We start from the raw sequence: 16214 nt of genomic DNA, 5'->3' as shown, positions 1-16214 counted from the left end.
TGGCGAAGGGTGACCTGTCGCAGAAGATCACGGTGGATGCCCGGGGCGAGATCCTGGAGCTGAAGTCGACGGTGAACACGATGGTGGACCAGCTCAGTTCGTTCGCCGACGAGGTGACGCGGGTGGCCCGGGAGGTGGGCACCGAGGGCAAGCTGGGCGGTCAGGCCCAGGTCAAGGGCGTCTCCGGCACGTGGCGTGACCTCACGGACAACGTGAACTCGATGGGGTCGAACCTGACGTCGCAGGTGCGCAACATCGCCTCGGTGACCACGGCGGTGGCGAAGGGTGACCTGTCGCAGAAGATCACGGTGGACGCGCAGGGCGAGATCCTGGAGCTGAAGAACACCGTCAACACGATGGTGGACCAGCTCCGGTCGTTCGCCGACGAGGTGACCCGGGTGGGCCGCGAGGTCGGCATCGAGGGCAAGCTGGGCGCACAGGCCCAGGTGAAGGGCGTCTCGGGCACCTGGCGGGACCTCACGGAGAACGTCAACCAGCTCGCCTCGACGCTCACCACCCAGCTCCGGGCCATCGCCGAGGTGTCGACCTCGGTGACCCGGGGCGACCTGACCCAGCGGATCGCGGTCGAGGCGCAGGGCGAGGTCGCCGACCTGAAGGACAACATCAACCAGATGATCGTCACCCTCCGGGAGACGACGAAGAAGAACGCCGAGCAGGGCTGGCTGGACTCCAACCTGGCCCGCATCGGCGGCCTGCTCCAGGGGCAGCGCGACCTCGGCGAGGTCTGCCGGATGATCATGATGGAGGTGACCCCGCTGGTCGACGCGCAGCTCGGCGCGTTCTTCCTGGCGGACACCTCGGACGGCAGCATGCGGCTGCGGCTGACCGCCTCGTACGGCTACGTGGCGCGGGGGCACGACGTCACGTTCGGGCCGGGCGAGGGACTGGTCGGGCAGGCCGCGCTCTCCCGCCGGACGATCCGGGTGAGCGCCTCGCCGGACGGCCGGCTCACCCTGCGTTCCGGGCTCGCCAACACCCCGCCGGCCGACCTGGTCGTGCTCCCCGTCCTGTTCGAGGGCGAGCTGCTCGGCGTGATCGAGTTCGCCGGCGTGGCGGCCTTCCCCGACCTGCACCTGACGTTCCTGGAGCGGCTGGTGCTGACCATCGGCGTGGCCGTCAACACCATCCAGGCCAACCGGCGCACCGAGGAGCTGCTGGCGCAGTCGCAGCGGCTGGCCCACGAGCTGCAGGAGCAGTCGGCCGAGCTGCAGCGCACCAACGCCGAGCTGGAGGACAAGGCCCAGCTCCTGTCGGAGCAGAAGGCCAACATCGAGACCCAGAACCGGGAGATCGAGCTGGCCCGGCTCGGCCTGGAGGACAAGGCGCAGCAGCTCACCCGGGCGTCGGCGTACAAGTCGGAGTTCCTGGCCAACATGAGCCACGAGCTGCGTACGCCGCTGAACTCGCTGCTGCTGCTCGCGCGGCTGCTGGTGGAGAACTCGGAGCAGAACCTCACCCCGAAGCAGATCGAGTTCGCCCGCACCATCCACGGCTCCGGCTCGGACCTGCTGCGCCTGATCGACGACATCCTCGACCTGTCGAAGATCGAGGCGGGCCGGATGGACGTCGAGCCGACGGAGGTCCAGTTCACCGAGATCCGGGGGTTCGTCGAGCAGGCGTTCGCCCCGCAGGCGGAGGAGAAGGGCCTCGACTTCCAGGTGCGGCTGGCCAAGGAGCTGCCCCCGGCGCTGGTCACCGACGCGCAGCGGCTGCAGCAGATCCTGCGCAACCTGCTCTCCAACGCGGTGAAGTTCACCGACAACGGCGCGGTGACGCTGCGCATCGCCCCGGCCCCCGAGAACGTCGTGTTCGACGTCCCGGCGTTGACCAACGCCCGCCAGGTGATCGCCTTCACGGTGATCGACACGGGCATCGGCATCTCGGACGACAAGCTGTCGCTGATCTTCGAGGCGTTCCAGCAGGCGGACGGCACGACCAGCCGCCGCTACGGCGGGACGGGGCTGGGCCTGTCGATCAGCCGGGACCTGGCCCGTCTGCTCGGCGGGTCGATCACGGTCAGCTCGGCGCCCGGGGAGGGTTCGACGTTCACCCTCTACGTACCGGAGGTGCTGGCGCCGGACGCGGTGGTCGCGCCCGCGCCGCCCTCGCCGGCCCGGGCGGGCCTGCCGTCGTCGCTGCTCATGCCCCCGCTGGAGCTGCCGGAGCCGGCCGAGGCGCCGGGGACCCGCCGGCTGGAGGGCGTGACCGTGCTGATCATCGACGACGATGTGCGAAATGTCTTCGCTCTGACCAGCGCATTGGAGTTGCACGGTATGACCGTGTTGTACTCGGACAACGGGGCGGACGGGGTCCGCCTGCTGGCCGAGCATCCGGAGGTGGACATCGTGCTGATGGACGCGATGATGCCCGACCAGGACGGCTACGAGACGACCCGGCAGATCCGCCGCAACCACCACTTCGCCGACCTCCCGATCGTCTTCCTGACCGCGAAGGCCATGCCGGGGGACCGCGAGTCCGCGCTCGCGGCGGGAGGCAGCGACTACATCACCAAACCGGTCGACCTGGACGAGCTGATCGAGCTGATGTCGTCCTGGGTGAGCGGCAGCCGAGGCGAGGAGAGTTCGTGATTCAGACGGCCAAGGCGCTGCTGGTCGACGACCGGCGGGAGAATCTGATGGCCCTGGAGGCGATCCTCCAGGGGCTGCCGGTGCAGTCGGTGGCGGTGGAGAGCGGCGAGGCGGCGCTCAAGCAGCTGCTGGTGGACGACTTCGCGGTCATCCTGCTGGACGCGCAGATGCCCGACATGGACGGCTTCGAGACCGCCAGCCACATCAAGCGGCGGGAACGCACCCGGCACGTGCCGATCATCTTCCTCACCGCCGCCGACAAGGACGCCCAGCTCGCCCTGCGCGGGTATGCGGTCGGCGCGGTGGACTACCTGACCAAGCCGTTCGACCCGTGGGTGCTGCGGGCCAAGGTGTCGGTCTTCGTCGAGCTGTGGGTGAAGACCCGGCAGTTGGCCGCGCAGTCCGACCTGGTCCGCGAGCGCGAGACGCAGTGGCGGGCGCTCACCGACGCGGTCGACGAGGCCACGACGCTGCTGCGCGGCGACGCCCCGGACGGCCGCGCCCGCGCCGTGGAACTCCTCGAACAGGCCCGCTGGGGCAACAGCCTCTAGGCCGCGTGGCGGCGGGGCGGGCCGACCGGCAGGGCGGTGGCCTGCAGGGCGGTGGCCGGCGCGGGGCGGGTCACCGGTCGGCCGGGTGCCTGCCGTGCCCGGTGGCGGCGCGTCGGGCCCGCCAGCGCTCGCCCAGCGAGTCGATCTCCTCCTGGACGAAGACGAAGAAGTCGCGCATCTCGGAGACCCGCTCGCCGGCCACGGTGCCGCGTCCGTTCAGGGCGTCGACCCCGCCGTCGGCGAGGTCGATGAGGTTCTTGTAGATCCCGGTCTTGGTGATGGTCCCCTCGTACCAGGGGTTGTCGGGCAGCCGGTACCGGTCGCGGCGGGAGCCCTTCACCGGCTCGCGGACCAGCATGCCGAACTGGGTCAGGTAGCGGACCGCGCCGGAGACGGCCGCCGCGCTGACGTCGAGCCGCTCGCCGATCTCGGCGGCGGTCAACGGGTCGTCCGCGCTCATGACCGTGAACAGCACCCGGGCCGCCATCCGGGGGAAGCCGACCTCCGCGAAGGCCATGGCCATCCGCTCGACGAATTGGTGGACCGCCTCCTCGTTGCGGCGGGGCGGGTCGGCGGCGCTCATCGGGCTCTCCTCGGCGGTCGGGTATCTGATCGTGCCTCAGGTTCTACAGACTTCACAACTTTCTGAAATCACTGTAGCTTCGGAAGTGTGGAAACTCCGATAGAGATCTCCGGCCTGGTGAAGACCTTCGGCCGGACCAGGGCGCTCGACGGGCTCGACCTGACCGTCCGCGCCGGCGAGGTGCACGGGTTCCTGGGCCCCAACGGGGCCGGCAAGTCCACCGCCATCCGCGTGCTGCTCGGCCTGCTCCGGGCCGACGCGGGAGCCGTCCGGCTGCTCGGCGGCGACCCGTGGCGCGACGCCGTCGCCCTGCACCGCCGGCTCGCGTACGTGCCCGGCGACGTGACGCTGTGGCCCAACCTGACCGGCGGCGAGGTGATCGACCTGCTCGGCCGGATGCGCGGCGGCCTCGACCGCGCCCGCCGCGACGAGCTGCTCGCCGCCTTCGAGCTGGACCCGCGCAAGAAGGGCCGGGCCTACTCCAAGGGCAACCGGCAGAAGGTCGGGCTGGTCGCCGCCCTCGCCTCCGACGCCGAGCTGCTGATCCTCGACGAGCCCACCTCCGGGCTCGACCCGCTGATGGAGGAGGTCTTCCAGCACTGGGTCCGCCGCGCCCGCGCCGACGGCCGCACCGTGCTGCTCTCCAGCCACATCCTCGGCGAGGTCGAGGCCCTCTGCGACCGGGTGACGATCATCCGCAGCGGCCGGGCCGCCGAGGCCGGCACCTTGAGCGAGCTGCGCCACCTCCAGCGCACCAGCGTCGACGCCGAGCTGGCCGGGCCGCCGCACGGGCTGGCCGGGCTGCCCGGCGTGCACGACCTGCGGGTCGACGGCGACCGCGTCCGCTTCGACGTGGACACGCCGGCCCTCGACGCCGCGCTGCGCCGGCTCACCGAGATCGGCGTACGGAGCCTGGTCAGCCGGCCGCCCACCCTGGAGGAGCTGTTCCTGCGGCACTACGGGACGGCCGCGCCCGACGCCGCGCCGGCCGGGGCGACGCGATGAGCCGCGCAGCCGCACGGGGCGACGCGACGAGCCGCCCGGCCGTCGGGCGGGGCGGGCCGCTCACCGGCACCCGGCACCTGGTCCGGCTGATCCTGCGCCGTGACCGCGTCCTGCTGCCGATCTGGGTGCTGGTGATCGCCGTCCTCCCCGCCAGCTACGCGGCGACCTACGCCGAGCTGTACCCGACCGCCGCCCAGCGCGCCGAATACCTGGCCACCACCGCCGGCAACCCGTCGATCGTGGCGCTGCTCGGCCCCGCGTACGGCGACAGCGTCGGCGCGCTCGCCACCCAGCGGGCCGGGCTGCTGCACCTGATCGTGGGCCTGATCAGCCTGCTCGTCGTCGTCCGGCACACCCGCACCGAGGAGGAGGCGGGTCGGCGGGAGCTGCTCGGTGCCACCGTCCTCGGCCGGGCCGCGCCGCTGGCCGCCGCGCTGCTCGTCACGTACGCGGCGGACCTGCTGCTCGGGCTGCTCGTCGCCGGCGGCCTGGTCGCCACCGACCTGCCGGCCGCCGGCTCGGTGGCGTTCGGGCTGTCGGTGGCCCTCGCCGGCATGTTCTTCGCCACCGTCGGCGCGCTCGCCGCGCAGCTCACCGAGAGCGCCGGCGCCGCCCGGGGGCTGGGCCTCGCGGTCCTCGGCGTGGCGTACCTGGTCCGGCTCGCCGGGGACGCTGGCGGGGTGGAGTGGCTGAGCCGGCTCTCCCCGCTGGGCCTGGCCCAGCGCACCCACCCTTACACCTCGGAGCGATGGTGGCCCCTGGCGGTGCTGGTCGGGCTGACCGCCCTGGTCGGGGCGCTGGCGTCGGGGCTGGCCGCCCGGCGGGACCTCGGTGCCGGCGTGCTGCCGCAGCGGCTCGGCCCGGCCACCGCCGGTGGTGCCCTCGCCGGCCCGCTGGGGCTGGCCTGGCGGCTCAACCGGGTCGCGCTGCTCGGCTGGACGGTCGGCGCGGCGGCGCTCGGGGCGGTGCTCGGCGGCGCGGCCGAGGCGGCCGGCAGCGCGGTGGAGGGCAACGAGGCCGTCGCCCGGCTGATGGAGCGCCTGGGCGGCTCCGCGTCGGTCGCCGAGGCGTACCTCGGGGCGACCCTGAGCATCACCGCCCTCGCCGCCGCCGGCTACGGCATCCAGGCCGCGCTGCGGATGCGGGCCGAGGAGACCGCCCAGCGGGCCGAGCCGGTGCTCGCCACCGGCGTGAGCCGGTCCCGCTGGCTGCTCGGCCACCTCGCCTTCGCCCTGCTCGGCCCGGCGGCCGTGCTGGTCGTCACGGGCCTGGTGACCGGGCTCGCGTACGGCCTCAGCATCGGCGACGTCGCCGGGCGGGTGCCCCGGCTGACCGGGGCGGCGCTGGCGCACGTGCCGGCGGTGTGGGTGCTGGTCGGCGTGGCGGTGCTGCTGTTCGGCCTGCTGCCGCGCGTCAGCGTCGGGGTGGCCTGGGCGGCGCTCGCGGCCTGCCTGCTGCTCGGGCAGCTCGGCGCGGTGCTGGAGCTGAGCCAGTGGCTGCTGGACCTGTCGCCGTTCACCCACACCCCGCAGGTGCTGGGCGGCCCCGTCCACCGCACGCCGCTGCTGGCGCTCACCGCCACCGCGGCGGCCCTGTCGGCGGCAGGCCTGCTGGCGTTCCGCCGCCGCGACCTGCCGCGCTGACGGGACCTGCCAGCCGTCCGCGCGGACGCGACCTGCCGGCCCGCCGCGCTGACGCGAGCCGCCGAGCCGAGGCGGCCTGCCGAGTTGACCCGGGTGCGACCGGCGCCCGGGTCAGTCGGCGGGCGCGCCGTTGCGGATCATGAGGGCCGAGCGCAGGCCCGTGATGTCCAGGACGCGCAGCAGGAAGTCGCCGACGTTGGTCAGGACCAGCAGGCTCTGCGCGTGGCTGGCCTTGCGGCTGAGGACGACCAGGGTGCCCAGGCCCTGTGAGTCGCAGAAGGTGACGCCGCCCAGGTCGAGGACGATGCGCGGCGGCGGGTCGGCCAGCGCCTCGTTGACGGCGGTCGAGAGCTGGGCGGCCGTGAGCATGTCGATCTCACCGGCGAGGCGAAGCACGGCTTCATCGCCCGTCCGGTGTACCGTGATGGACAGTTCGGCACGATCCACCCGGTCAGCCTATCGCGATCTCGCCCACCCGGCCCGCTGAGGCGACCAGGCGCGGCGGGCCCCGCCGCAGCGACCGTCCCAGCCCCCGTCGAGCCCCACCGCCGGGGTGAGCCCGGTAACCCCGATCAGGGGTGGGTGCCGATTCGCCGTCCGGCGCTGACACAATGGCCGCATCGTGACCGATGACTTCTCCGCCGGATCCGGCCGCTACCCAGCCGACGCGCCGGCCTCAGAGGCCCTGTTCGACCGCGCCCGCGCCATCGTGCCGGGCGGGGTCAACTCCCCCGTGCGCGCGTTCCAGGCCGTCGGCGGGACGCCGCGCTTCATGGTCCGGGGGGAGGGTCCCTGGCTCTACGACGCGGACGGTCGGCGCTACGTCGACCTCGTCTGCTCCTGGGGGCCGCTGCTTCTCGGGCACGCCCACCCCGAGGTGGTCGCCGCCGTCCAGGCCGCCGCGGCCCTGGGCACCAGCTTCGGCACCCCGACCCCCGGCGAGGTCGAGCTGGCCGCCGAGATCGTCGACCGGACCCCGGTCGAGCAGGTCCGGCTGGTCAACTCGGGCACCGAGGCCACCATGTCGGCGATCCGGCTGGCCCGGGGCCACACCGGCCGCTCCAAGATCATCAAGTTCGCCGGCTGCTACCACGGGCACGTCGACGCGCTGCTCGCCGCCGCCGGCTCCGGCGTGGCCACCCTCGGCCTGCCCGACTCGCCCGGCGTCACCGGCGCGGCGGCGGGCGAGACCATCGTGCTGCCGTACAACGACGTCGCCGCCGTCGAGGAGGCGTTCGCCGCGCAGGGGCAGCACATCGCCGCCGTCATCACCGAGGCGGCGGCCGGCAACATGGGCGTGGTCGCCCCGCGCGACGGGTTCAACGCCCAGCTCGCCCGGATCGCCCACGCGCACGGCGCGCTGCTGATCGTCGACGAGGTGATGACCGGGTTCCGGGTGTCCCGCTCCGGCTGGCACGGGCTCGACCCGGTCGACGCCGACCTGTGGACGTACGGGAAGGTCATGGGTGGCGGGCTGCCCGCTGCGGCCTTCGGCGGGCGCGCGGAGATCATGGCGCGACTCGCCCCGGCCGGGCCGGTCTACCAGGCCGGCACGCTCTCCGGAAACCCCCTCGCGTGCGCCGCCGGCCTGGCCACGCTGCGGCTGGCCGACGACGCCGTCTACCGCCGGCTCGACGACACGGCCGCCGTCGTGGGCAAGCTCGCCTCCGACGCGCTGGCCGCCGCCGGGGTCCCGCACCGCCTGTCGTACGCGGGCAGCATGTTCTCGATCTTCTTCACGGACGCCGACGTGGTCGACTACGACAGCGCGCGGACCCAGCAGGTCCCGGCGTTCCGGGCGTTCTTCCACTCGATGCTCGCCGACGGCGTCTACCTGCCGCCGAGCGCTTTCGAGTCCTGGTTCGTCTCGGCGGCGATCGACGACGCCGCCCTGGAGCGGATCGCCTCGGCCCTGCCGGCGGCGGCGAACGCGGCGGCAGCGGCAGGCAACGGGGGGTAACCGGTGAGCAAGACGGTGGTGCACGTGCTGCGGCACGGTGAGGTGCACAACCCGGGCCAGATCCTCTACGGCCGGCTGCCCGGCTTCCGCCTGTCGGAGCTGGGCGTGCAGATGGCCAAGGCGGCGGCCCAGGGGCTCGCCGAGCGGCACGTGGTGCACGTGGTGGCCAGCCCGCTCGAACGCGCCCAGCAGACCGCCGAGCCGATCGCCGCCCAGTTCGGCCTGCCCGTCGGGGTGGACGAGCGGCTGATCGAGAGCGCCAACTGGTTCGAGGGCAAGAAGGTCTCCCCGGGCGACGGGTCGTTCCGCGACCCGCGCAACTGGTGGGTGCTGCGCGACCCGGTCACCCCGAGCTGGGGCGAGGCGTACCGGGCCATCGCCGAGCGGATGTTCGCCGCCCTGCACGCCGCCCGCGTCGCCGCCGAGGGCCGGGAGGCCGTGCTGGTCTCCCACCAGCTCCCCATCTGGACCCTGCGCCGGTACGTCGAGCGCAAGCGGCTCTGGCACGACCCGCGCAAGCGGCAGTGCGGGCTGGCCAGCCTCACCTCGTTCCACTTCGACGGCGCGAAGGTGGTGGGCATCGGCTACTCGGAGCCCGCCGCGCACCTCGTCGCCACATCGCCGACCGCCCGGACGGCCAAGGGGGCCTGATGCCAGCCCGAAGGTGGATCGCCGGACTCCTCGCGGCCGTGACGGCCACGGCGGCGCTGGCCGGCTGCTCCGGCGACAGCCAGGAGCGGCGCTGCGCCACCACCGACGGGGTCATCGAGTGCGCCCCCGACGAGCGCTCCGCCGCGCCGAAGCTCTCCGGTGAGCTGCTCACCGGCGGCAGCTACGACATCGCGAAGGACCTCGGGCAGGTCGTCGTGGTCAACTTCTGGGGCTCCTGGTGCCCGCCCTGCCGGGCCGAGGCCGACGACCTGGAGGCCACCTACCAGGCCACCAAGGGCTCCGGGGTGACGTTCCTCGGCATCAACGTGCAGGACAACCGGGACAAGGCGCTCGCGTTCGAGGAGGGCCGGGTCACCTATCCGAGCCTGTTCGACCCGCCGAGCCGGCTGGCCCTCGCCTTCGACATCGCGCCGAACACCATCCCGGCCACCGTGATCCTCGACCGGGACGGCCGGGTCGCCGTGGTCATCCGGTCGGCGGTCACCCAGGACCGGCTGCAACCGATCGTCGAGCGGATCGCCGCCGAGAAGCCCGCGCCCGACGGTTCCCGCTGATGGGCGAGACCTTCCACGACATCGCCAGCGGCGGCCCGCTGCTGCTGGCCATCGGCGCGGCGGCGCTCGCCGGGCTGGTCAGCTTCCTCTCCCCGTGCATCCTCCCCCTGGTCCCGGGCTACCTGTCCTACGTGACGGGCCTGGCCGGCACCGACCTGGAGAGCGCAAGGAAGGGCCCCCTGTTAACGCCTTCTGTAGAGCAGGGGCCCCCTGTTAACACCCCCGGCGGCGGGGTCGCCGTGCGGGAACGGGCGGCGGAGCGTACCCGGGAGGGCAGCCGGACCGGCGCGGCCGTGAAGGGGCGGGTGCTCGCCGGGACGCTGCTCTTCATCGCCGGCTTCACCGCCGTCTTCACCGCCACCGCGATCCTCTTCGCCAGCGTCGGCCGGGTCCTCATCCAGTACGAGCGGCAGCTGGAGATCGGCGCGGGCGCGCTGATCGTCGTGCTCGGGCTGGCGTTCGTCGGGGTGCTCCCCGGCCTGCAACGGGAGTTCCGCATCCAGCGGCTGCCCGCCGCCGGCCTGCTCGGTGCCCCCGTCTTCGGCGCGGTCTTCGCGCTGAGCTGGATGCCCTGCACCGGCCCGACGCTCGCGGCGGTGCTCGGCATGGCCACCCCCGGCGGGCAGCTCGACCGGGCCGTGGTGCTCGCCGTGGCGTACTGCCTCGGGCTGGGGGTGCCGTTCGTCGTCTTCGGGCTGGCCTTCCACCGGCTGCTCGGGGTGTTCCGCGCCGTGCGGCGCAACAGCCGCTGGGTCACCCGCGTCGGCGGGGTCCTGCTGATCCTGATCGGCCTGGCGCTGGTCACCGGCGGGTGGACCAACTTCGTGATCTGGTTGCAGACCACCGTCGGCGTGGGCGAGGTGAGCATCTGATGACGGTCGTCGAGGACCGGCCGGCCCCGCCGGCCGACGCCCCCCGCCGCCGGCCCAACCCCGTGCTGGCCCTGCTGCGCAACTCGTGGCGGCAGCTCACCAGCATGCGTACGGCGCTGATCCTGCTCTTCCTGCTCGCGGTCGCCGCCGTCCCCGGCTCGGTGCTGCCGCAGCGCGGGGTCAACCCGGAGAACGTCAACAAGTACTTCGCCGAGCACCCCGACCTGGCCCCGAGGCTGGACCGGATCGGCGCGTTCGAGGTGTTCGGTTCGGTCTGGTTCTCGGCGATCTACCTGCTGCTGTTCACCTCGCTGATCGGCTGCATCGTGCCCCGGCTGCGCGACCACGTGCGCGCCCTGCGGGCGAAGCCACCGGCCGCGCCGAAGCGGCTCGACCGGCTGCCCCAGCACGCCGTGCTGGCCGGCGTCGCGCCGACGGGTCCCGAGGCCGTCGAGGCCGTCGCCGCCGAGTTGCGCCGCCGCCGCTGGCGGGTCCAGGTGCGCGGCACCGAGGTCTCCGCCGAGAAGGGCTACCTCAAGGAGACCGGCAACCTGCTGTTCCACACCTCGCTCATCGCCGTGCTGCTCGGGGTCGCGCTCGGCTCGTGGTACGGCTGGCACGGCAACAAGCTGCTGGTGGCCGGCCCGGACAACGCGTTCTGCAACACCCGGCAGCAGTACGCCGAGGCCAAGCTCGGCCCCCGCGTCGACAGCGCCGACCTGCCGCCGTTCTGCCTGACGCTGAAGAAGTTCGACGCGACGTTCCTGGAGTCGGCGCAGCCGGAGTCGTACCGTGCCACGGTCGACGTGGAGGAGCGGGGCCGGGCCACCCGCACCGCGTCCTTCTCGGTGAACGACCCGCTGCGCCTCGGCGGCGCCAACGTCTACCTGCTCGGCCACGGGTACGCGCCGGTCCTGCGCTACACCGACCGCTACGGCAAGACGCAGACCAGCAACTTCCCGTTCCTGACCACCGGGGACGCCACCCTGACCAGCGAGGGAGTGGCCGCGTTCCCCGACGTCAACGTCGACCCGGCCACGGGGAAGCGCAACGCCGACCTCCAGGTCGCCTTCGAGGGGCTCTACCTGCCCACCGCGCCGCAGCAGCCCCCGTTCACCCGGTCGGAGTTCCCGACCGAGCGCAACCCGGCGGTGGTGCTGGTCGCCTACCGGGGCAACCTGGGCATGGACGCCGGCATCCCCGGCTCGGTCTACCAGCTCGACCAGCGCCAGGTCAGCAACGGCAAGCTCAAGCAGATCGGCGACCGCAAGCTCGCCGTCGGCGAGAAGTGGACGCTGGACGACGGCAGCGTGCTGGAGTTTGTCGGCACGCAGCCGTACATCACGATCTCGGTCCGGTACGACCCCGGCTCGGCCCTGCTGCTCGTCAGCTCGACGACGCTGCTGATCGGCCTCATGGGCGCGCTGTTCGGCAAGCGCCGCCGGGTATGGTTCCGCGTCACGCCGGCCGGGACGCCCCCGGCGACCGGCGCGACGGAGACTGCGGCGGACCCCGCCGGTGGATCTCCGACGGCCGGTAGTAGCTTGGTGGAGGCCGGTGGCCTGCCGCGCACCGACTATCCAGGGTTCGCCGACGAGTTCGCGCAGCTCGTCGCCGCCATCCGCGGCGACGGGACGCCGGGCGAGCGGGCCGGCGAGGCAACAGCGCGTGGCCCGGCCGGGACGCGAGAAGGAGCGCAGTGATGTCCGCACTCTCCGACCAGCTGGTCACGTTCGCGACCCTGGCGTACCTGATCGCGATGATCAGCCACGCCGTCGAGTACGCCCTGGGCAACGCCCGCGCCGTCGCCCGGCCCGCCGCGCCCGCGCGCGAGCTGGTCGGGGCGGGGGTGGGTGCCGGGGGCGGCGTCCTTCCCGACGGTCCCGTCGCCAAGGCCGACGCCCCGCCGGTCGGCGTCGACCGTTCGACGGCCCGGGGCCGGCTCGCCGGCCGCGTCGCGGTGTGGATCACCGCGCTCGCCGCCGCGCTGCACCTCGGCGCCACGGTCACGCGCGGCATCGCCGCCGACCGGATGCCCTGGGGCAACATGTACGAGTTCGTGCTGACCGTGTCGTTCATCGGCACGGCGGCGTGGCTCGCCGTGCTGTGGAAGCGCCCCTCGCTGCGCCGCCTCGGGCTGTTCCTCACCCTCGTCATGGTGCTGCTGCTGGCGTTCGCCGAGCTGAAGCTCTATGTCGAGGTGGTGCCGCTGACCCCGGCGCTCAACTCCTACTGGTTCATCGTGCACGTGTCGACGATCAGCTTCTCGTCGGGCATCTTCCTGCTGGGCGTCGTGCCGGCGGTGGCGTTCCTCATGCGTAACGGCTACGAGCAGGGCAAGCGCAGCTTCCCGTACACCCTGGCGAAGCGGCTGCCGGCGGCGGCCGGCCTGGAGCGGCTGACCTTCTCGCTGCACGCCTTCGCGTTCCCGGTCTTCACCTTCGCGGTGATCGCCGGGGCGATCTGGGCGGAGGCCGCGTGGGGTCGGCCGTGGGGCTGGGACCCGAAGGAGACCTGGGCGTTCATCTCCTGGGTGGTCTACGCGGGCTACCTGCACGCCCGGGCCACCCCGAGCGTGCGACGCAACGTGGCGACCTGGCTCGCCATCGTCGGCTTCCTCACCGTGCTGATGAACCTGTTCGGCGTCAACTTCTTCTTCACCGGCCTGCACTCGTACGCCGGGGTGAGCTGACCCCGCCGGGCCCGACCCGCACGGGCGGGCCGGACCCCGACCCGGGTCAGTGGCAGGTGCCGGTGCCCGAGTCGGTGAAGGTGCCGCCGAGCACCGGCAGGAACTGCCAGGTGTAGCTGCCCGGCGAGAGCGTCAGCTTGAGCACCCCGAACGTACGTCCGTTCCTGACCTCGCTGTTGGCGGCGGGCTCGGGGAACGAACTCTGCAGCGGGCGGCCCCCGGTGCCCACCACGAACTCCCGGATGCCCCGGGCCGGGTCGGCGACCCCGGACGGGTCCTGCGGGGCGAAGCGCTCGTACTGGTGGTTGTGCCCGTTGATGACGATCTCGGCACCCGCGTCGTAGAGCGCCTGGAACAACGGTCGGGCGTTCGACGACTCCCGGCCGCCGGAGCTGAACAGCGGGTGATGGTATTGGGCCAGGGTGCACCGGGTCGGGTGCGCGGCCAGGTCCGCGCGCAGCCACCGTTCCTGCGCCGACCCGGCCTGGCAGCCGCCCACCTGCGAGCAGTTGGTGTTCAGCACGACGACGTGCCAGCCGGCCTTGTCGAAGGAGTAGTAGCCCTTGCCGGGCGGCAGCACCGGTCCGAAGTAGTCGAAGGTGGGCTTGGCGTTGGCGGTCAGATAGTCGTGGTTGCCGAGGATCGGCTTCGTCCGGTCCTTGAACTGGCCCCACGTCGGGCCGTAGCAGTTGGCGAGCTGGTCCGCCGTACCGCTGTCGGTGAGGTCCCCGCCGGCCATGACGGTGCCGGGCTCGCGGGCGACGATCTGCGCGGTCTGTGCCGCCCCGGTGGTGCTGCACGCGGAGATGTCCCCGGCGTTGAGCAGCACGTTGTCGCCGGTGGGCGGGGTGCCGGTGCCGACGATCAGCTGCGGCGCGAAGGTGGTGGACTCCCGGCTGTCGTAGAAGGCGCCGTCCGGGTTGGTGGACGACAGGGCGAAGGCGACGAGGCCGTTGCCGGTGACGGCGTCGGTCACGTCCAGCTCGTACCAGGTGTTGCTGCGCACCGTGCCGAGCGACCCGAGCGGTCCGCCGATCGACGGCGGCCGGGTGGCGTACGCCAGCGTGCGTTCCGACCAGTCGGTGCCGACCTGCTGTGCGGTGCCGCCGGCCGGGCTGGGGGCGTTGGTGACGCTCTGGACGTGCAGCCGAAGGCGGGCGCTGGTGACCGGGTCACTCAGCCGGGTGACCGTGAACTGGAGGTAGGAGATCCGGGTCGGGGATGCGCCGACCATGAGCGAGTTGGTGCTGTTGAAGTTCGTGTTCGGGCTCGACGAGCTGACGTAGGTGTCCTGGCTGGGGAGGAACGTCACGGTCGTGGTGGCCGCCGTAGCCGGCGGCGCGCCGCCGAGCAGCCCGCCCACGAGGGCGAGGGCCGTCAGCACGCGGTGGGAAGCGCGTCTGCTCATGGGATCTCCGTCCGGGCCGGCCGACCGCCACGGCGCGCGGCGCTGCCTCCCGGCCCGCCCATACCCGGCGAGTGGACCCCGGGATCCGTCACCGTCGTGTCAACGCCCGGTCACCGCCGGGTGATCACCCCATCGACGCGGAGCGTCACCTGGTAGGCGATCTCCGGCACGTCGGCCAGCTCGATCCGGTCCGACCGCATGGCGAGCTGGGCGTGCAGCTCCCGGGCCACGGCGTCGCGGATGCGGACCAGCAGGGGCGAGAGGCCGTCCGGGTCGCCGGACACGTACGCGTCGTCCATGCCCCCATCCTGTCGCCGGGTGCTCCTTCGGAGCGAGCGCCAACCCGCTTCTGCGAGATGTCCAACTACACGAAGCAGACCGGCATCCGCTACCCGGGCAGCCTGGCCGCCGTGATTCCACAACTGCTCCACCTGTTCCGGCTGCTGCCGGTGCGGCCCCCGGTGGTCGGTCAGGTGCCGAACCAACCCGGGACGTCGAGCCGGAAGAAGTTCGGCTGGGCGACCCGGCGCAGGTCGTCCTCCAGGGCGCTCACCCGCTGCTCGCCCAGCGTCTGCGCCCACCGGGCCCGCAGCTCGTCGAAGAGGGCCGCCGAGCGGCGCAGCCCGTCGTGCCCCCGGTCGGTCAGCCGGATGAGCTTGCGCCGTGCGTCGGCGGGGTCGTCGGCGCGTTCCAGGTAGCCGAGGGCGACCAGCCGGTCGACTGTCTTGCCGGCGGCCTGCTTGGAGACGCCGAGGCGGTGGCCCAGCTCGCTGGCGGTCGTGCCGGCCGGGCCGACGGCCTGGAGGACGAAGCCGTGCACCGGCCGCAGCTCCGCGTGCCCCTGCCGGGCCAGCTCCGCGTGCAGGTCGTCGACGAGGGTACGGAAGCCGGCCAGCAACAGCAGCGGCAGCAGGAAGCCGGGGCGCTCCGGGTCGGCCGTCGTCGCGTCCGCGGGGTCAGCCGTTGCCATGTTCGACAACCACGTTTACTATTTGGTCAACCACGTTGACTATCGTACGCGAAGAGGTTGTCCATGCCCCGATCGGCCTTCACCATCCACACCCTCGACACCGCACCCGCCGCCGCCCGGCCCGCCATGGCCGGGGTCCGCCGCAAGCTCGGGCACCTGCCCGCTGCCGTCGCACTGATGGCCGAGTCGCCGGAGCTGCTCAAGGGCTTCCTGGGCGCCGCCGCCGTCTTCGAGTCCACCGATCTCGACCCGGTCGCCCGCGAGGTGGTGGTGCTCACCGTCGCCGCCCGCAACGGGTGTCAGCTCTGCGTGGCCATGCACACCGCCACCCTGGCCCGACACGACGGCACCACGGCACTGATCGAAGCGCTGCGCGCCGGGGCGGCGCTGCCCGAACCGCGACTCGAAGCGCTGCGCCGGTTCACCGTCGCCGTGCTCGATCACCGGGGCGACGTCCCCGACGAGGAGGTGGCCGCCTTCCTCTCGGCCGGCTGGCGGCCCCGGCACGCGCTGGACGTCGTGCTCGGCATCGGCGCGTACACCATCTCCACCTTCGCCAACCGCCTGCTGGACGCCCCCCTCGACCCAGCTCTGCCCGACCCGGCTCCTCTCGACCCGGCTCTTCTTCACCGCATAGATCAACTCTGATGCTTCTCTCTTGATCACCGATCCGGGGGGCGGGGCAGGGGGTGGGG

Annotated in this window: 16 protein-coding genes; 11 read left to right on the top strand and 5 right to left on the bottom strand. The window is 73.0% G+C overall.

Annotated elements, in window-relative coordinates; all coding sequences use genetic code 11:
- The coding region (locus tag LPA42_RS32775) for an ATP-binding protein (protein WP_228987107.1) at positions 1 to 2609 on the top strand (2609 nt) is incomplete at its 5' end.
- On the top strand, positions 2606 to 3160 hold the full coding sequence (locus LPA42_RS32770) for a two-component system response regulator (protein ID WP_077935608.1): 555 nt from the start codon (positions 2606 to 2608) through the stop codon (positions 3158 to 3160). The genes LPA42_RS32775 and LPA42_RS32770, both read left to right, overlap by 4 nt.
- A 70-nt stretch (positions 3161 to 3230) precedes the next feature.
- On the opposite strand, the gene LPA42_RS32765 is transcribed toward LPA42_RS32770, so the two are convergent.
- Complete coding sequence (locus LPA42_RS32765; RefSeq protein ID WP_077935609.1) at positions 3231 to 3743, bottom strand: GbsR/MarR family transcriptional regulator; 513 nt, start codon at positions 3741 to 3743, stop codon at positions 3231 to 3233.
- Between the two features lie 87 nt (positions 3744 to 3830).
- On the opposite strand from LPA42_RS32765, the gene LPA42_RS32760 reads away from it, so the two are divergent.
- Both LPA42_RS32760 and LPA42_RS32755 read left to right on the top strand, forming a co-directional pair.
- Complete coding sequence (locus tag LPA42_RS32760; protein WP_077935610.1) at positions 3831 to 4748, top strand: ABC transporter ATP-binding protein; 918 nt, start codon at positions 3831 to 3833, stop codon at positions 4746 to 4748.
- Positions 4745 to 6391, top strand: coding sequence for an ABC transporter permease (locus LPA42_RS32755; protein WP_228987106.1), 1647 nt, complete (start codon positions 4745 to 4747; stop codon positions 6389 to 6391). Before LPA42_RS32760 ends, LPA42_RS32755 begins: the two co-directional genes overlap by 4 nt.
- A 111-nt stretch (positions 6392 to 6502) precedes the next feature.
- On the opposite strand, the gene LPA42_RS32750 is transcribed toward LPA42_RS32755, so the two are convergent.
- The gene (locus LPA42_RS32750; RefSeq protein ID WP_043961324.1) at positions 6503 to 6838 is read right to left on the bottom strand and encodes an STAS domain-containing protein; all 336 of its coding nucleotides are present in this window, start codon (positions 6836 to 6838) and stop codon (positions 6503 to 6505) included.
- A 175-nt stretch (positions 6839 to 7013) separates the two neighbouring features.
- Here LPA42_RS32750 and hemL point away from each other — a divergent pair, with 175 nt between their 5' ends.
- From hemL to ccsB, 6 genes are read left to right on the top strand one after another with little or no spacing between them, the layout of a single operon-like run.
- Positions 7014 to 8351, top strand: coding sequence for a glutamate-1-semialdehyde 2,1-aminomutase (gene hemL, locus LPA42_RS32745; protein WP_077935611.1), 1338 nt, complete (start codon positions 7014 to 7016; stop codon positions 8349 to 8351).
- A gap of 3 nt (positions 8352 to 8354) precedes the next feature.
- Complete coding sequence (locus tag LPA42_RS32740) at positions 8355 to 9002, top strand: histidine phosphatase family protein (RefSeq protein ID WP_043961327.1); 648 nt, start codon at positions 8355 to 8357, stop codon at positions 9000 to 9002.
- Entirely contained in the window at positions 9002 to 9577 is a 576-nt protein-coding gene (locus tag LPA42_RS32735; protein WP_077935612.1) for a TlpA disulfide reductase family protein, read from the top strand. Before LPA42_RS32740 ends, LPA42_RS32735 begins: the two co-directional genes overlap by 1 nt.
- A complete protein-coding gene (locus tag LPA42_RS32730) occupies positions 9577 to 10449 on the top strand; it encodes a cytochrome c biogenesis CcdA family protein (RefSeq protein WP_077935613.1) in 873 nt (290 codons plus the stop codon). Before LPA42_RS32735 ends, LPA42_RS32730 begins: the two co-directional genes overlap by 1 nt.
- Positions 10449 to 12152 (top strand): cytochrome c biogenesis protein ResB, encoded by a 1704-nt coding sequence (locus LPA42_RS32725; protein WP_077935614.1) that lies wholly within the window; start codon positions 10449 to 10451, stop codon positions 12150 to 12152. The genes LPA42_RS32730 and LPA42_RS32725 overlap by 1 nt, the downstream gene beginning before the upstream one ends.
- Positions 12152 to 13141, top strand: a complete 990-nt coding sequence (gene ccsB / locus LPA42_RS32720; protein ID WP_077935615.1) for a c-type cytochrome biogenesis protein CcsB — start codon at positions 12152 to 12154, stop codon at positions 13139 to 13141. The genes LPA42_RS32725 and ccsB overlap by 1 nt, the downstream gene beginning before the upstream one ends.
- 46 nt (positions 13142 to 13187) lie before the next feature.
- Here ccsB and LPA42_RS32715 read toward each other — a convergent pair whose 3' ends face one another.
- From LPA42_RS32715 to LPA42_RS32705, 3 genes are all read right to left on the bottom strand, one after another.
- Positions 13188 to 14549 (bottom strand): DNRLRE domain-containing protein, encoded by a 1362-nt coding sequence (locus LPA42_RS32715; RefSeq protein WP_198956414.1) that lies wholly within the window; start codon positions 14547 to 14549, stop codon positions 13188 to 13190.
- 110 nt (positions 14550 to 14659) lie between these two features.
- Positions 14660 to 14848: a hypothetical protein gene (locus LPA42_RS32710; protein ID WP_043961338.1), complete on the bottom strand. Its 189-nt coding sequence runs from the start codon at positions 14846 to 14848 to the stop codon at positions 14660 to 14662.
- Positions 14849 to 15018: 170 nt separating this feature from the next.
- Positions 15019 to 15519: a MarR family winged helix-turn-helix transcriptional regulator gene (locus tag LPA42_RS32705; RefSeq protein ID WP_077935616.1), complete on the bottom strand. Its 501-nt coding sequence runs from the start codon at positions 15517 to 15519 to the stop codon at positions 15019 to 15021.
- Positions 15520 to 15582: 63 nt separating this feature from the next.
- On the opposite strand from LPA42_RS32705, the gene LPA42_RS32700 reads away from it, so the two are divergent.
- Positions 15583 to 16167 (top strand): carboxymuconolactone decarboxylase family protein, encoded by a 585-nt coding sequence (locus LPA42_RS32700; RefSeq protein WP_077935617.1) that lies wholly within the window; start codon positions 15583 to 15585, stop codon positions 16165 to 16167.
- Positions 16168 to 16214: the final 47 nt, after the last annotated feature.

The organism is Micromonospora sp. DH13, assembly GCF_020873825.1.
Taxonomy (GTDB): Bacteria; Actinomycetota; Actinomycetes; order Mycobacteriales; family Micromonosporaceae; genus Micromonospora; species Micromonospora haikouensis.
Note: the sequence above shows the minus strand (reverse complement) of the source record. Positions and strands in the feature narration are given on the sequence as shown.

Excerpts from the sequence above, each read along its gene's own strand:
- LPA42_RS32765 (WP_077935609.1), bottom strand. The coding sequence starts at position 3,743 with ATGAGCGCCGCCGACCCGCCCCGCCGCAACGAGGAGGCGGTCCACCAA.
- LPA42_RS32755 (WP_228987106.1), top strand. The coding sequence starts at position 4,745 with ATGAGCCGCGCAGCCGCACGGGGCGACGCGACGAGCCGCCCGGCCGTC.
- LPA42_RS32735 (WP_077935612.1), top strand. The coding sequence starts at position 9,002 with ATGCCAGCCCGAAGGTGGATCGCCGGACTCCTCGCGGCCGTGACGGCC.
- LPA42_RS32730 (WP_077935613.1), top strand. The coding sequence starts at position 9,577 with ATGGGCGAGACCTTCCACGACATCGCCAGCGGCGGCCCGCTGCTGCTG.
- LPA42_RS32725 (WP_077935614.1), top strand. The coding sequence starts at position 10,449 with ATGACGGTCGTCGAGGACCGGCCGGCCCCGCCGGCCGACGCCCCCCGC.
- ccsB (WP_077935615.1), top strand. The coding sequence starts at position 12,152 with ATGTCCGCACTCTCCGACCAGCTGGTCACGTTCGCGACCCTGGCGTAC.
- LPA42_RS32715 (WP_198956414.1), bottom strand. The coding sequence starts at position 14,549 with ATGAGCAGACGCGCTTCCCACCGCGTGCTGACGGCCCTCGCCCTCGTG.
- LPA42_RS32710 (WP_043961338.1), bottom strand. The coding sequence starts at position 14,848 with ATGGACGACGCGTACGTGTCCGGCGACCCGGACGGCCTCTCGCCCCTG.
- LPA42_RS32705 (WP_077935616.1), bottom strand. The coding sequence starts at position 15,519 with ATGGCAACGGCTGACCCCGCGGACGCGACGACGGCCGACCCGGAGCGC.
- LPA42_RS32700 (WP_077935617.1), top strand. The coding sequence starts at position 15,583 with ATGCCCCGATCGGCCTTCACCATCCACACCCTCGACACCGCACCCGCC.